The 14,758-nt window shown below is 72.5% G+C and carries 13 protein-coding genes; 11 read left to right on the forward strand and 2 right to left on the reverse strand.

Features of this window, described 5'->3' with window-relative positions; all coding sequences use genetic code 11:
- Window positions 1-127: 127 nt before the first annotated feature.
- From ACWG52_RS29880 to ACWG52_RS29890, 3 genes are all read left to right on the forward strand, one after another.
- A complete protein-coding gene (locus tag ACWG52_RS29880; RefSeq protein ID WP_389814934.1) occupies window positions 128-1,303 on the forward strand; it encodes a glycerophosphodiester phosphodiesterase in 1,176 nt (391 codons plus the stop codon).
- Window positions 1,304-1,376: 73 nt separating this feature from the next.
- Window positions 1,377-1,937 carry a sigma-70 family RNA polymerase sigma factor gene (locus tag ACWG52_RS29885; RefSeq protein WP_389815123.1) on the forward strand — a complete coding sequence of 187 codons (561 nt, stop codon included), beginning with the start codon at window positions 1,377-1,379 and terminating at the stop codon, window positions 1,935-1,937.
- Between the two features lie 37 nt (window positions 1,938-1,974).
- Window positions 1,975-2,481: a GNAT family N-acetyltransferase gene (locus ACWG52_RS29890; RefSeq protein WP_030723525.1), complete on the forward strand. Its 507-nt coding sequence runs from the start codon at window positions 1,975-1,977 to the stop codon at window positions 2,479-2,481.
- Here ACWG52_RS29890 and ACWG52_RS29895 read toward each other — a convergent pair.
- On the reverse strand, window positions 2,471-2,860 hold the full coding sequence (locus ACWG52_RS29895; RefSeq protein WP_389815126.1) for a hypothetical protein: 390 nt from the start codon (window positions 2,858-2,860) through the stop codon (window positions 2,471-2,473). The genes ACWG52_RS29890 and ACWG52_RS29895 overlap by 11 nt on opposite strands.
- 70 nt (window positions 2,861-2,930) lie before the next feature.
- Window positions 2,931-3,299 (reverse strand): hypothetical protein, encoded by a 369-nt coding sequence (locus ACWG52_RS29900; RefSeq protein ID WP_453126441.1) that lies wholly within the window; start codon window positions 3,297-3,299, stop codon window positions 2,931-2,933.
- A 557-nt stretch (window positions 3,300-3,856) separates the two neighbouring features.
- Here ACWG52_RS29900 and ACWG52_RS29905 point away from each other — a divergent pair.
- From ACWG52_RS29905 to ACWG52_RS29940, 8 genes are all read left to right on the forward strand, one after another.
- Window positions 3,857-4,903, forward strand: coding sequence for a methionine ABC transporter ATP-binding protein (locus ACWG52_RS29905; RefSeq protein ID WP_033222524.1), 1,047 nt, complete (start codon window positions 3,857-3,859; stop codon window positions 4,901-4,903).
- A complete protein-coding gene (locus tag ACWG52_RS29910; RefSeq protein ID WP_389814940.1) occupies window positions 4,900-5,568 on the forward strand; it encodes a methionine ABC transporter permease in 669 nt (222 codons plus the stop codon). The genes ACWG52_RS29905 and ACWG52_RS29910 overlap by 4 nt, the downstream gene beginning before the upstream one ends.
- Window positions 5,569-5,662: 94 nt before the next feature.
- A complete protein-coding gene (locus ACWG52_RS29915; protein WP_375935762.1) occupies window positions 5,663-6,529 on the forward strand; it encodes a MetQ/NlpA family ABC transporter substrate-binding protein in 867 nt (288 codons plus the stop codon).
- A gap of 236 nt (window positions 6,530-6,765) precedes the next feature.
- Window positions 6,766-7,464, forward strand: a complete 699-nt coding sequence (locus ACWG52_RS29920; RefSeq protein ID WP_390141354.1) for a GNAT family N-acetyltransferase — start codon at window positions 6,766-6,768, stop codon at window positions 7,462-7,464.
- Window positions 7,465-7,564: 100 nt separating this feature from the next.
- Window positions 7,565-8,764 (forward strand): precorrin-6y C5,15-methyltransferase (decarboxylating) subunit CbiE, encoded by a 1,200-nt coding sequence (gene cbiE, locus ACWG52_RS29925; RefSeq protein ID WP_389814947.1) that lies wholly within the window; start codon window positions 7,565-7,567, stop codon window positions 8,762-8,764.
- 274 nt (window positions 8,765-9,038) lie between these two features.
- Window positions 9,039-12,239 carry a nicotinate-nucleotide--dimethylbenzimidazole phosphoribosyltransferase gene (gene cobT / locus ACWG52_RS29930; protein WP_453126444.1) on the forward strand — a complete coding sequence of 1,067 codons (3,201 nt, stop codon included), beginning with the start codon at window positions 9,039-9,041 and terminating at the stop codon, window positions 12,237-12,239.
- Between the two features lie 362 nt (window positions 12,240-12,601).
- On the forward strand, window positions 12,602-13,846 hold the full coding sequence (gene cobA, locus ACWG52_RS29935; protein ID WP_453126446.1) for a uroporphyrinogen-III C-methyltransferase: 1,245 nt from the start codon (window positions 12,602-12,604) through the stop codon (window positions 13,844-13,846).
- 42 nt (window positions 13,847-13,888) lie between these two features.
- Window positions 13,889-14,710 (forward strand): TrmH family RNA methyltransferase, encoded by an 822-nt coding sequence (locus ACWG52_RS29940; RefSeq protein WP_161296698.1) that lies wholly within the window; start codon window positions 13,889-13,891, stop codon window positions 14,708-14,710.
- Window positions 14,711-14,758 lie beyond the last annotated feature (48 nt).

Consider the following 14,758-nt stretch of genomic DNA (forward strand, 5'->3'; position numbering starts at 1 on the left):
ACGCACGTTTGCGCCAAGTTCCCCGGACGATCCCTCGTCGCACGCCCCTCGGCCACCCCTGTTTGCCTACCATCTGCACGCCGATCGCGGGCCGCGACACGGCGATCACGACGAGGAGTGGGCACTCATGACACAGGGTGGGGCAGCGCGGCGCACGGTCCTGGGGGCGGCCGTCCTGGCGGCGGGGACCGGGATCACGGGACTGGCGGCGGGTTCCGCCACCGCGGCCGAGGGCGGGTACGGCGAGGGACACGGCGACGGGGGATACCGGGACCTCCCCCACCCGACGGTGATCGGCCATCGCGGAGCCAGCGGCTACCGGCCGGAGCACACGATCGGCTCCTACCAGCTCGCCCTCGACCTGGGCGCCGACGTCGTCGAGCAGGACCTGGTGCCGACCCGCGACGGCCATCTTGTGTGCCGCCACGAGAACGAGATCGGAGGGACCACCGACGTCGCCGATCACCCCGAGTTCGCCTCCCGACGCACCACCAAGTCCGTCGACGGGGTCTCGGTCACCGGCTGGTTCACCGAGGACTTCACCCTGGCCGAGCTGCGGACCCTGCGCGCGAAGGAACGTATCCCCGCCGTTCGTCAGCGCAACACCCTCTACGACGGCCGGTGGGCCGTACCCACCTTCGAAGAGGTGCTGCGCTGGGCCGACCGCGAGGGCAAGCGGCGCGGCAGGCGGGTGTGGCTGCACGTGGAGACCAAGCACCCCAGCTACTTCCGGGGGCTGGGCCTCGGCCTGGAGGAGCCCCTCGCCAAGCTCCTGCGCCGTTACGGGCGCGAAGGACGGGGCGCCGCCGTCTTCCTCCAGTCCTTCGAGCCCTCCAGCATCCAGCGGCTCTCCCGACTGGTCTCCGCGCCCCGGGTGGTCCTGCTGTCGGCGGCCGGCACCCGCCCCTGGGACTTCGAGCTGGCCAAGGACCCGCGTACGGTCGCGGACCTGGTCAAGCCGGAGGGTCTGAAGTGGATCGCCGGATTCGCCCAGGGCATCGGCCCGACCATGGACCTGATCCTTCCGCGCGACGCGGCCGGCGAACTCGGCGCACCGACCACCCTGGTGAAGGACGCCCACGCCCGCGGGCTGCTGCTGCACCCCTACACCGCCCGCAACGAGAACAGCTTCCTGCCGGCCGAATACCGCAGGGGCACCGACCCGGCCGCGTACGGGGACGCCCTCGGCGCCTTCCGGACCTACTTCGAACAGGGCATCGACGGGATCTTCACCGACAACCCGGACACCGGTCTGCTCGCGGCGGATGCCTTCCGCCCGGGCCGACGCCCCGTCAACCGCTGAGCGCCGCTTCCCGTACGAGTGGGCCGGGCCCGGTGGGGAAACCGTCCGGCCCGGCCCGCTCGTCCCGCCCGGCATGGACCTGCTGAAGGCTGATTACGTCGACAAGCTCGGCCCGCTGCTCTCCGCCGAGGCGGCCGCGGAGGCCCCGGGCACCGGAGTGGACGCGGCCGACCTGGAACAAGCCGTCTGGGTCAGGCTGCTGGAGAGCGGCCGGCACGCCCCCGATCCGGCCGAACCCGCGGAGCCGGCGCGATGGCTGCGCCGCGCGGTCCGGGCGGAGGCGCGTCTCGCCCGCCGCCGGGCCCGCCGCGAGGTCCCGTACGGGCACGGCCGGCACTCGACGGACGGGAGCACACCGGCCGGCCCCGCCGCCGCTGCCGAGCCGGAGGACGCCCTCCTGCACGGCGAGGAGAACCGCGCACTCCGATCGGCGGTCGCCCGGTTGCCCGGACGCTGCCCCGAGCTGATGAAGGCACTTCTTTCGCCCAGAGACCTCACTTACCGTGAAATCGCAGGAGAGTTGGGTATCTCACAAGGAAGTTTGGGGCCCGTCCGTTCCCGTTGCCTGGGATGTCTGCGCAGAATGCTGGCTGCAGAGGTTGCGGCTCCTGGCCTGCGGGGAAAGGAGCGGTAGACCAACGGGCTACCAGGTGAGCTGGAGGCATGCGCACATGGGCATGAGCGTGACCATTTCGGCGGCGGCTGCCGAGGACGCTGAGCAGATCTTCAAACTGCAGTACCTGGCCTTCCAGCGGGAGGCCGAGCTCTACGGCAACTACCTCATCCAGCCGCTCACCCAGTCCCTGGACTCCCTCAAGGGCGAGCTGGCGACGGACACCGTCCTGGTGGCCCGGCTCGGCGACGAGATCGTCGGGACCGTGCGCGGCAACGTCGACGAGGACGGCACCGGCAAGATCGCCAAGCTCTGTGTGCACCCGCGCCTGCAGGGTCACGGCCTCGGGGCGCGCCTGCTGCGCGCGGTCGAGGAGGCCCTGGCGAGCCCCGGCAACACCACCCGCTTCCGCCTGCACACCGGGCACAAGAGCGAGTCGAACCTGCGCCTCTACCGCAAGGCCGGTTACGTCAAGGTCGGTGGCCGCACGGCGTCCGACGGCGTCCAGCTGGTGATCCTGGAGAAGGAAGCCAAGGACCCGACCGACTTCACGGTCAGCGCGTAGTCGCCGCTCCGCGCCCGCGCAGCCAGAGCATCCCGGTGATCGGCAGGATCACCGGGATGAACAGGTAGCCCATCCCGAACTGGGACCACACGGTCGTGGCGGGGAAGGACTCGGGTCGCACCAGGGTCCAGGTCCCCACGGCCAGCACGCCCGCCAGCTCGGCGGCGCAGCAGACCAGTGCCGCCTTACGGGCCCGCTCGCCGCCACGCACCAGTGAGTACGTGATGAAGGCGTAGGCCAGCGCGGCCACGGCGGACAGCGAGTACGCCAGCGGCGCCCGGTCGAACTCGGTGGAGATCTGGAAGGCCGAGCGGGAGACCGCGCCCACCACCATCACCCCGTACAGCCACACCAGCAGCAGACCGGGCCCGGAGACCAGCCGCTTGCGACCGGCGGTGGTGGCGGCGTCCGTGCCGCTTTCGGTGCCGGTGTCGTTCGTCGTGTCGGAGTCAGGCACCGGTGGTTCCCCAGATGTCGTAGAGCCGTACTTCGAGGACGGCGAGCACGACGGCGCCGGCGGCCACCGTGATCGAACCCCACTTGGTCCGCTCGGTCAGCGAGAGCATCCCGGCCGCCGGTACCGCGGCGAACGCGCCCACCAGGTAGGCCACGAAGACCACCGTGCCCTCGTCGGGCTTCTCGCCCCGGGCCAGCATCACCAGACCGATCACCAGCTGGGCCAGGACCAGAACCGTCACGACGGCCATACCGATGAAATGCCAGTCCTTGGTCGGCTGGTCCCGCCACGCGGCGTGGCCGCACCAGGCGGCGAGGGCGAGTGCGGCCACGCCGATGGCGACCGTCAGGGCGTCGAGCATGCAGCGAGGGTATTACGGGCCGAAAGACCCGATGCGCGCACCCCTGCGTCCCGACCGTGGTCTTGACCACAGCGGCCCCGGTCACCGCACCCCGCAGGGCTCGGCCGTACCGGCCTCGGCATCACTGTCGGTGCAGGTCAGCGATGGGGAGAGGGCTGCGTCGGGCAAGGGTGGTGCGCCCGGTGTCGTCCGGTATGCGGTCGAATCGCGTCCGCTATTCGGACGCCGTTGATCGGTCAGGGGATAGGTCTGGTTTACTGGGGCCCATGACCACGACGAGCAGCCGCACCCTTGCGACCGAGGCGACGATGACGCCCGGTGCTCGTTGTATGTGTCGAATGTGCGCCTTCTGAGGGTCCCCTCCTGAGTCTCGCGCCCCGAAGCGAGACCAGTCGCGCCAGTGCTTCGTCCCCTGATGAACAGCACGGCTCGGCCATGCCCCGCGCACGTGTCGACCTCATCGTTTTCTGACGGTTCGTCCCGTATCGCGTCCCCAGATTGTTTGCCCCGTGCCGGCACCCCGCTGCGCCGCGCACACGACAGCGACGGAAATCCCTGTGATCACCACATCGGGCCTCACGAAGGTCTACCAGTCCCGTGGCCGCGAGGTCACCGCCCTGGACGGCGTCGATCTCCACGTCCGTGAGGGCGAGGTGTACGGAGTCATCGGCCAGAGCGGCGCCGGCAAGTCCTCCCTGATCCGCTGCGTCAACCTGCTGGAGCGCCCCACCACCGGCACGGTGACCGTCGACGGCGTCGACCTCACCGCCCTCGCCGGCCGGGGCCGCCGCGCGGGCAAGGAGCTCCGCGAGGCGCGCAGCCGCATCGGCATGGTCTTCCAGCACTTCAACCTGCTGTCCTCGCGCACCGTCCAGGCCAACGTCGAGCTGCCCCTGGAGATCCTCGGGGTCTCCGGCCGTGAGCGCTCCCGCAAGGCCCTCGAACTCCTCGACCTCGTCGGCCTCGCCGACAAGGCCAAGGCCTACCCGACCCAGCTCTCCGGCGGCCAGAAGCAGCGCGTCGGCATCGCCCGCGCCCTGGCCGGCGACCCCAAGGTGCTGCTGTCCGACGAGGCCACCAGCGCCCTGGACCCCGAGACCACCCGCTCCGTCCTGGGGCTGCTGCGCGACCTCAACCGCCAGCTCGGCCTCACCGTGCTGCTCATCACGCACGAGATGGACGTCGTCAAGACCGTCTGCGACTCGGCCGCCCTGATGAAGAACGGCCGCATCATCGAGTCCGGCACCGTCGCCGAACTCCTCGCCACCCCCGGATCCGAGCTCGCCGGCGAACTCTTCCCGGTCACCGGCACCGCCACCGGCCCCGACCGCACGGTCGTCGACGTCACCTTCCACGGCGAAGCCGCCGTCCGGCCGGTCATCTCGCAGCTCTCGCGCACGTACAACATCGACATCTCGATCCTCGGCGCCGCGATGGACACCGTCGCGGGCCGCCAGATCGGCCGCATGCGCATCGAACTGCCCGGCGGCTACGAGGACAACGTCGTGCCGGTCGGTTTCCTGCGCGAGCAGGGCCTCCAGGTCGACATCGTCGACGAGATCGACAACGAGCTGGCCGAGCTGGTCAAGGATGGTGCCAAGTGACCTGGTCCGAAATGCAGCCCCTGCTCACCCAGGGCACCTACGACACCCTCTACATGGTGCTGTGGTCCACCCTGGTGACCGTGCTCGGCGGCCTGCCCATCGGCATCCTGCTGGTCCTCACGGACAAGGGCGGCCTGCTGCAGAACCAGCCGCTCAACAAAGTCCTCGGCGTGATCGTGAACATAGGCCGCTCGCTGCCGTTCATCATCCTGCTGATCTTCCTGATCCCGGTCACCACCGCGGTCGTCGGCACCTTCATCGGCCCCACGGCCATGATCGTCCCGCTCGCCATCGGCGCCATCCCCTTCTTCGCGCGCCTCGTCGAGACGGCCGTCCGCGAGGTGGACCACGGCCTGATCGAGGCCGTCGAGTCCATGGGCGGCGGCATCCCCACCCTGGTCGGCAAGGTGCTCCTCCCGCAGGCCCTGCCCTCCCTGGTCGCGGGTGTCACCACCACCGTCATCACCCTCGTCGGCTACTCGGCCATGGCCGGCGCCGTCGGCGGCGAAGGACTGGGATCCAAGGCCATCACCTACGGCTTCCAGCGCTTCGAGACCGGGTTCATGGTCGCCACCGTCGTGGTCCTCATCGCCCTCGTCACGGTGATCCAGCTGCTCGGCGACGGCGTGGTCCGCCTCCTCGCCCGCCGCGGCCGCACCGCCTGAGAAGACTTTCCACCCCTCACAGAGCCCGCACTTGTCGTGCTTGGGCCACCACCAGCAAGTCATCGGTACTTGTTCAGCAAGAAAGGCACTCTTCGTGCGTAAGAACATCAAGCTCACCGCCCTCGCCGCCACGGCCACCGCGCTCGCCCTCGGCCTCACCGCCTGCGGCAGCTCCTCGGACCCGTCCTCGGCGAAGGCCGACGGCGGCAAGGCCGACGAGAGCAAGCCCCTCGTCATAGCGGCCTCCCCGAGCCCGCACGCCGACGTCCTGAACTTCGTCAAGGACAAGCTCGCGGCCAAGGAAGGCCTCAAGCTGGAGGTCAAGGAGTTCACGGACTACGTCCTGCCGAACACCGCCACCGAGCAGAGCCAGGTCGACGGCAACTACTTCCAGCACAAGCCGTACCTCGACGACTTCAACAAGAAGAACAACACGCACGTCGTGCCCGTCGTGAACGTCCACCTGGAACCCCTCGGTCTCTACTCCAAGAAGATCAAGGCCATCGGTGACATCAAGGCCGGCCAGACCATCGCCGTCCCCAACGACACCACCAACGAGGGCCGCGCGCTCCAGCTGCTCGCCGCGAACAACCTGATCACCCTCAAGGAAGGTGTCGGCACCAGCGCCAAGCTGTCCGACATCACCGACAAGAAGGGCCTGGAGTTCAAGGAGCTGGAGGCCGCCACGGTCCCGCGCGCCCTGAACGACGTGGACGCCGCGATCATCAACGGCAACTACGCCCTGGAGGCCAAGCTGTCGCCCGCCAAGGACGCGCTGGTCCTGGAGAAGGCCGAGGGCAACCCCTACGCCAACTTCCTCGCGGTCAAGGACGGCAACCAGAACGACCCGCGGATCCAGAAGCTGGCCAAGCTCCTGAACTCCGACGAGGTCAAGAAGTTCATCGAGGAGAAGTACCAGGGCTCGGTCATCCCCGCCTTCGGCGCCCCGGCCACCTCCTGAACCGGTACCTCGTGATCCGGTTCCTCCCGAACCGGTCATGAATCTCGGCCCCGCACGCACCTGACGGCGCGCGGGGCCGAGTTCTGCCCGCATCCGGGCAACCCGGCCCTGCACATCACCCGGTCGATGCTGCATGCTGTGGCCTACGAACCGCACGCACGGTCCCGCACGAACGGTCCCGCACCGCGGTCGCATCGCACCACGGTCGCACCACGGTCTCAGGCATGGAGCTGCGCATGACTACCACCTTCCCGGACGTCACCATCAGCACGGACCGGCTGGTGCTGCGCCCCTTCGAGGAAGAGGACGTCACCGCGCTGACCGAGATGATGAACGACGAGCACGTCACCGCCTGGACCGGAGTGCCCCACCCGTACACCGCCACCGACGCGCACGCCTGGGCCACCCGGCACTCCCACGCGGAACGCACCGAGGGCCGCGGCATCGTCTTCGCCGTCACCGAGTTCCTCACCCAGCGCCTCGTCGGCATCGTGCACCTGCAGAGCACCAACTGGCACACCCGCGCCACCGAGGTCGGATACGTCACCGCCCCCTGGGCCCGCGGCGAGGGCTACGCCAGCGAATCCGTCCTGGCCGTCGCCCAATGGCTCTTCCGCGACCAGGGGTTCGAGCGCCTCGAACTGCGCACCGCCGCCGACAACACCGCCTCGCAGCAGGTGGCCCAGAAGATCGGCTGCATCAGCGAGGGCGTCCTGCGCAACGCGTGGATAGTCCGTACGCAGACGGCCGACGGCGGTTGGACCGACACCCGCACCGACCTCATCGTCTGGAGCCTGGTCCCCGAGGACCTCGACGAGGGCGACGGCTACGACGGCTACGACAGCTATGACAGCTACGACGGATACGCCCGCAGCACCGCCTTCCCACAGCGTGCCGACGCGCACGGCCACCGCGTCGGCGCCGACTGGAACTGAACCGATGACCGGGTAGTCTCACCGTGCCCGCCCCGACCGACTTCGCCCTCCCCCGGCCCCCGCGGGGAGGTGCCCCCGCCAGACCAGGAGACTGACGACGATGGCCGACCGGGTCACGGTGATCGGCTGGGACGGTTCGCCCCTGACCGCGGGCGCCCGGTCCGCGCTCTCCGCCGCCACCCTCGTGGCCGGCGCCGCGCACCACCTCGCCCTTCCCGAAGTACCGCCCACCGCCGAGCGCATCCGCCTGGGCAGCGTCGGCCTCGCCGCACGCCGCATCGCCGGCCACAGGGGCACCGCGGTGGTCTTCGCCGACGGGGACCCCGGCTTCTTCGGCGCCGTACGCGTCCTGCGCGCCCCGGAGCACGGCCTGGAGGTCGAGGTCGTCCCGGCCGTCTCCTCCGTCGCCGCCGCCTTCGCCCGCGCCGGCATGCCCTGGGACGACGCCCAGGTCGTCGTGGCCCACCCCCGTACCCTGCGCCGCGCGGTCAACGTCTGCCGTGCCCACGCCAAGGTCGCGGTCCTCACCTCACCCGGCGCCGGCCCCGCGGAACTCGCCCTCCTCCTCGAAGGAGTTCACCGCACCTTCGTCGTCTGCGAGGAACTCGGCACGGACCGGGAGCAGGTGAGCGTCCTCACCTCCGACAAGGCCGCCGACCACAGCTGGCGCGACCCGAACGTCGTCATCGTCATCGGCGGCGGGGGACCGGCCCAGGCCGACGCGGGCTGGCTCCTCGGCCGGAGCGCCGCCCGGTCCACCGAGCGCGGCTGGGCCAGGCCGCGGACCGACACGGGAGAAGGAGGGTCCGCACAACTGCGCGCCGCCCAACTCGCCCGCCTCGGCCCGCGCACCGGCGACCTCCTGTGGGACATCGGCGCCGGATCCGGCGGCGTGGCCGTGGACGCGGCCGCCCTCGGCGCCGCCGTCATCGCGGTGGACGCCGACCCGGCCGCCTGCGACCGCATAACCGCCGCCGCCCGCACGCGCGGAGTGCAGCTCCAGACCGTCGCCGGGCGCGCCCCGCACGTACTGGAGAACCTGCCCGAACCCGATGTCGTCCGCGTCGGCGGTGGCGGCGCCGCCGTCGTCGCGGCCGTCGCCGAACGCCGCCCCGAACGGATCGTCAGCCACGCCTCCACCCGCGACGAGGCGGAGGCGATCGGCAGGGCACTCACCGAACACGGTTACGCCGTCGAGTGCGCACTGCTCCAGTCCGTGGGCCTGGACACCCGAACCTGGGCCGAACAGGACCGTTCCGTGGTGTTCCTCCTGGCAGCCGAACGCCCCACCACGCGCTGAGAGGAGGGCCGGGGTAGGCTGGCCGATCGTCGTACTGCCTCGGACGATTCGGGCATCGCGACACCGCCTGGACGCGCGACGTGGCGCAGTCCACAGAGGACCGTGACGGTTATGGCCGTCACGGTGGCCGACGGGCGCGACAATGCTTACTGGTTGTCGTGCCGGCGCATGCGAGACGAGCTCGTCGCACCGCAACCCCGCAGGCAAAACCGCTCGGCGGCCTCGTGGGCGACCGGGCGATCGAAGAGGCAAAACCGATGGGCGAGGGGTAAGCATGACTGACACCGGCCAGGTCCCGGGCGAGGGTCTCCCGGACAACGCGGGCATGGTGGATCAGCAGAGCGTCCCCGCTCCGGTCCAGATCCCGGCACCGATTCCCGCCGGCTACGCCTTCCAGGACCTCATGGACAATCCGGCCGAGCCGGAGGACGAGGAACTGCTGCTGATGCCGAGCGGCCAGGGTGCCTGGAGCGACCCGCAGGTCGTCCCGCAGGCCCCGGCCTTCCCCGCGCCCCAGATCGGCGAGCCGCAGCTGTACGCGGACCAGGCCTACGGCGCCGAGTCCTCCTACGCCGAGGCCCCGGCCGCGTACACCGAGTTCCCCCCGCCCGTGTTCCCCGACGGCGGCTACAGCGCGGGCGCGCACGAGACGGGCGGCCGTGACTCCGGCGCGCTCGACCTCGGCGGGCTCGTCGTCCCGCCGCCCGCCGCCCCGGTGGCTCCCGCGGCCCCCGTGCGGCGCCCCCTGCACATGGGCCCGCCCGTGCCCGAGGCCAACGGCGGAGTCGTACGGTCCCTCGCCGACCGCGGCCCGGCCGCGGCGCCCGCCCAGGCCGCCCCGATGGCCGCCGTGAGCACCCCGCCGGCGCCCACCCCGTTCCCCCAGGCGGGCCCCCCGACCACGGGCCCCGAGTACCTGGACATCCGCGCCGAGGCCGCCGAGGCCGCCGTGGCCCCGTCCGCCGAGATCCCGCCGCAGGCCGGCGCCCCGTGGACCCCGGAGCCGGTCGCCGCGCCCGAGCCGGTCGCCGCGCCCGAGCCGGTCGCCGCGCCCGAGCCGGTCGCCGAGCCGGTCGCCGAGGCGGTGTCCGAGCCCGCCGCGGAGCCGGAGCCGACCCAGGCCCCCGCTCCGGCGGAAGCGGTGGTCCTGCCCGAGCCCGTCGCGGTCGAGCCGGAACCGCAGCCCGAGCCGGTCGCCGCCCAGCCGGTCGCCGCCCAGCCGGTCGCCGTCGAGCCGGTCGCCGTCGAGCCGGTCGCCGTCGAGCCCGCGCCGGAACCCGAGCCAGAGCCGGTCGCCCCGGTGGAGCCGGTGGCCGCCGCCGTGGCCGAGCCGGTCCTGCCCGAGCCCGTCGCGGTCGAGCCGCAGCCGGAGCCGCAGCCGCTCGTGGTCGAGCCGGCGGCCGTGGAACCCCAACCCGAGCCCGCGCCGGCGGCCCCGCCCGTCGTGGCCGAGCCGGCGCAGCCGGAAGCCGCCGCCCCCGCGGAGCAGCCCGAGGCCCCGGCGCAGCCCGAGCCGGTGCTCGCCGCCCCGGCCGTCGTGGCCGAGCCGGCCCCGGCGCAGCCCGCCCAGCCGCAGACAGTCCGACCGGAGCCGGAGCCGGAGCAGGCGTCGGAGCAGGCGTCGGAGCAGGCGCCCCTCCAGATCCACCCCGAGGTCGCCCCGGAGCCGCTCCCGGCGGAGCAGGCCGAGGCACAGCCCGAGGCCGAGCCCGCGGTGGACGCCCCCGCCGAGCCCTCCGCGGGCGAGGCGGCCCCCGGCTACGCCGACGCCGAGCGCGAGGCCGTCCTGCGCGTCATGCGCGAGCGCCGCGACATCCGCAAGGGCTTCCGTACCGACCCGATCCCGCACGAGGTGCTGCTGCGCGTCCTGGAAGCGGCCCACACCGCGCCCAGCGTCGGCCACTCGCAGCCCTGGGACTTCGTCGTCATCCGCTCCGCCGAGACCCGCCGGACGATGCACGAGCTCGCCCAGCGCCAGCGCGAGGCCTACGCGAAGTCGCTGCCCAAGGGCCGGGCGAAGCAGTTCAAGGAACTCAAGATCGAGGCCATCCTCGACACCCCGGTCAACATCGTCGTCACCGCCGACCCCACCCGGGGCGGGCGCCACACCCTCGGCCGGCACACCCAGCCGCAGATGGCCCCGTACTCCTCGGCCCTCGCCGTCGAGAACCTCTGGCTCGCCGCGCGCGCCGAAGGCCTCGGCGTCGGCTGGGTCAGCTTCTTCGACGAGCGCGAGATGGTCCGCGAGCTGGGCCTGCCCGAGCATCTCGAAGTCGTCGCCTACCTCTGCGTCGGCTACGTCGACGAGTTCCCCGAGGAGCCCGAGCTGGCCCAGGCCGGCTGGTCGCAGCGTCGCCCGCTCTCCTGGGTGGTCCACGAGGAGACCTACGGTCGCCGCGCGCTGCCCGGCGAGGAGCCGCACGACCTCCTCTCGGAGACGGTCGCCAGCATCCGCCCGCTCGACGCGAAGGCGCTCGGCGAGGCCTGGGAGCGCCAGAAGCGCATGACGAAGCCCGCCGGCGCCCTGGGCATGCTGGAGATCATCTCCGCCCAGCTCAGCGGCCTGTCCCGGGTCTGCCCGCCGCCGATCCCGGAGCCGGCCGCCGTCGCGATCTTCGCCGGTGACCACGGCGTGCACGCCCAGGGCGTCACCCCGTGGCCGCAGGAGGTCACCACCCAGATGGTGGCCAACTTCCTGGGCGGCGGAGCGGTCTGCAACGCCTTCGCCAACCAGGTCGGCGCCGAGGTGTGCGTGATCGACGTCGGCGTCGCGGGCGACCTCCCGGCCACCCCGGGCCTGCTCCCGCGCAAGGTCCGCCCGGGCACCGCCGACCTCTCCACCGGCCCCGCCATGACCCGCGAGGAAGCGATCGCGGCCATCGAGGTGGGCATCGAGACGGCCCGCGACCTGGTCGCGGCGGGCAACAAGGCGCTCCTCACGGGCGAGATGGGCATCGCGAACACCACGGTGTCCGCCGCCCTGATCTCGGTCTTCACCGGTGTCGACCCGGCCGAGGTGACCGGCCGCGGCACGGGCATCAACGACGAGACGCACGCCCGCAAGGTCGAGGTCGTCCGCCGCGCCCTGGAGCTCCACCAGCCCGACCCGGCGGACCCGATCGGCGTCCTCGCGGCGATCGGCGGCCTGGAGCACGCGGCCATCGTCGGCCTCCTCCTGGGCGGCGCGTCGCTGCGTACCCCGGTGATCCTGGACGGCGTCAGCGCCGGAGCCGCCGCCCTGGTGGCCCGCGCCATCGCCCCCGAGTCCCTGTCGGCGTGCATCGCGGGCCACCGCAGCGCCGAGCCGGGCCACGTCGCGGCGCTCAACAAGCTGGGCCTGCGCCCGCTGGTCGACCTGGACCTCCGCCTCGGCGAGGGCACCGGCGCCCTCCTCGCCCTCCCCCTGGTCCAGAGCGCGGCCCGGGCGATGCACGAGGTGGCCACCTTCGACTCGGCGGGCGTGACGGAGAAGTGACCCGCCCCGGTCCGGAGGCGATGCGTCTGCGGACCGCCGCGGGGCGGGGCCGCTCCGGGATGTCCCCGCAGGTCGAGCGAACCCACCGCCGCTCGGCAGGCCGGTCCGGCTGAGGGTTCGCGAGCCGAGGAGACGTCCCGGAGGGGCCCCGCCCCACCGCGAAGCCACCCCCGGCCGCGCCGGCGTTCGAGGTGCGGGTCCGGGGCGGAGCCCCATCAGGCCGGGCGCTGCCCCCGTCCGCGCCTCGGGACGACCCGCGCCGTATGGTGGACCAGCACAAAGAAGCCGCACGTCAGTACACCGCCGCTCCAGCGCCGCAGCGGCACGCAAGAGCACCGCCGCCCCCAGGAGCCGCATCCGCCATGGCCGACACCCCCGCCTACCCCGTAGGACTCCGCCTGGCCGGCCGCCGTGTCGTCGTCATCGGCGGCGGACAGGTCGCGCAGCGCCGCCTTCCCGCGCTCATCGCGGCCGGCGCCGACGTCCTGCTCATCTCGCCCTCCGCCACCCCGTCGGTGGACGCCATGGCCGAGACCGGCGAGATCCGCTGGGAGCGCCGCCGCTACCAGGACGGCGACCTCGCCGACGCCTGGTACGCGCTGATCGCCACCCAGAACCGCGAGGACAACGAGCGCGCCTCCGCCGAGGCCGAGCGCGAGCGCGTCTGGTGCGTGCGCGCCGACGAGGCCTCCGCCGCCACCGCCTGGACCCCCGCGACGGGCCGCATCGAGGGCGTCACCGTCGCCGTGCTGACCGGCAACGACCCCCGCCGCTCCGCGGCCGTCCGTGACGCCGTCGTCGAAGGCCTGCGCGACGGCACCCTCACCGCCCCCGCCCACCGGCACAAGGCCACCCCCGGCGTGGCCCTCGTCGGCGGCGGCCCGGGCGACCCGGACCTGATCACCGTGCGCGGCCGCCGGCTCCTCGCCGAGGCCGACGTGGTCATCGCCGACCGGCTCGGCCCCCGCGACCTGCTCGACGAGCTTCCGCCGCACGTCGAGGTCATCGACGCCGCGAAGATCCCGTACGGCCGGTTCATGGCCCAGGAGGCCATCAACAACGCCCTGATCGAGCACGCCAAGGCCGGCAAGGCCGTGGTCCGGCTCAAGGGCGGGGACCCGTACGTCTTCGGTCGCGGCATGGAGGAGCTCCAGGCCCTCGCCGAGGCCGGCATCCCCTGCACCGTCGTTCCCGGTATCTCCAGCTCCATCTCGGTGCCCGGCGCCGTCGGCATCCCGGTCACCCACCGCGGTGTGGCGCACGAGTTCACCGTGGTCAGCGGCCACGTCGGCCCCGACGACCCGCGCTCGCTCGTGGACTGGGCCTCCCTCGCCAAGCTCACCGGCACCCTGGTGATCCTCATGGGCGTCGACAAGATCGGCCTGATCGCCGAGGCACTGGTGCGGCACGGCCGCTCCGCGCAGACCCCCGTCGCGGTGATCCAGGAGGGCACCACCGCCACTCAGCGCCGCGTGGACGCCACCCTCGCCACCGTCGGCGAGACGGTCCGCGCCGAGGAGGTCCGCCCGCCGGCCGTCATCGTCATCGGCGAGGTCGTCCGCGTGAACGCCCCGGGCGATGGCACCCTCCCCACCACCGGCGCCTGACAGGCCGTTGGCACCGCACCCAGGACAAGGCAGTATCACCCTGTGGCTGATCTCATCACCATCAACGACCCCGACGACCCGCGCCTGCGCGACTACACGGGCCTGACCGACGTCGAACTCCGGCGCAGGCGCGAGCCCGCCGAAGGCCTCTTCATCGCCGAGGGCGAGAAGGTCATCAGACGCGCCAAGGACGCCGGGTACGAGATGCGCTCGATGCTGCTCTCCGCCAAGTGGGTCGACGTCATGCGCGACGTCATCGACGAACTCCCGGCACCGGTCTACGCCGTGAGCCCCGAGCTCGCCGAACGCGTCACCGGCTACCACGTGCACCGCGGGGCCCTGGCCTCCATGCAGCGCAAACCGCTGCCCACGGCGGAGGAACTGCTCTCCACCACCCGCCGCGTGGTCGTCATGGAAGCGGTCAACGACCACACCAACATCGGGGCCATCTTCCGCAGCGCCGCCGCCCTCGGCATGGACGCGGTGCTGCTGTCACCGGACTGCGCGGACCCGCTCTACCGCCGCTCGGTGAAGGTGTCCATGGGGGCGGTGTTCTCCGTGCCCTACGCCCGCCTGGAAGCCTGGCCGAAGAGCCTGGACTCGGTGCGCGAGGCGGGCTTCAAGCTGCTCGCCCTCACCCCGCACGAGAAGGCCACGCCGATCGACGTGGCCGCGCCGCAGTCCCTCGAACGGGTCGCGCTGATGCTCGGCGCCGAGGGCGACGGCCTGTCCACGCCCGCGCTGGTCGCCGCCGACGAATGGGTACGGATCCCCATGGCGCACGGCGTGGACTCGCTGAACGTGGGCGCGGCGGCCGCGGTCGCCTTCTACGCGGTGGCCCAGGGCCGCGCCCCGCAGCAGTAGCCCAGGACCAGGGCCTGTCCGCAAAGTCCCGCCTGCCCCGCGGACACG

This window comes from Streptomyces sp. CLCI03 (assembly GCF_053615355.1).

Excerpts from the sequence above, each read along its gene's own strand:
- ACWG52_RS29885 (WP_389815123.1), top strand. The coding sequence starts at position 1,377 with ATGGACCTGCTGAAGGCTGATTACGTCGACAAGCTCGGCCCGCTGCTC.
- cobT (WP_453126444.1), top strand. The coding sequence starts at position 9,039 with ATGACTGACACCGGCCAGGTCCCGGGCGAGGGTCTCCCGGACAACGCG.
- ACWG52_RS29900 (WP_453126441.1), bottom strand. The coding sequence starts at position 3,299 with ATGCTCGACGCCCTGACGGTCGCCATCGGCGTGGCCGCACTCGCCCTC.
- cobA (WP_453126446.1), top strand. The coding sequence starts at position 12,602 with ATGGCCGACACCCCCGCCTACCCCGTAGGACTCCGCCTGGCCGGCCGC.
- ACWG52_RS29920 (WP_390141354.1), top strand. The coding sequence starts at position 6,766 with ATGACTACCACCTTCCCGGACGTCACCATCAGCACGGACCGGCTGGTG.
- ACWG52_RS29890 (WP_030723525.1), top strand. The coding sequence starts at position 1,975 with ATGGGCATGAGCGTGACCATTTCGGCGGCGGCTGCCGAGGACGCTGAG.
- cbiE (WP_389814947.1), top strand. The coding sequence starts at position 7,565 with ATGGCCGACCGGGTCACGGTGATCGGCTGGGACGGTTCGCCCCTGACC.
- ACWG52_RS29880 (WP_389814934.1), top strand. The coding sequence starts at position 128 with ATGACACAGGGTGGGGCAGCGCGGCGCACGGTCCTGGGGGCGGCCGTC.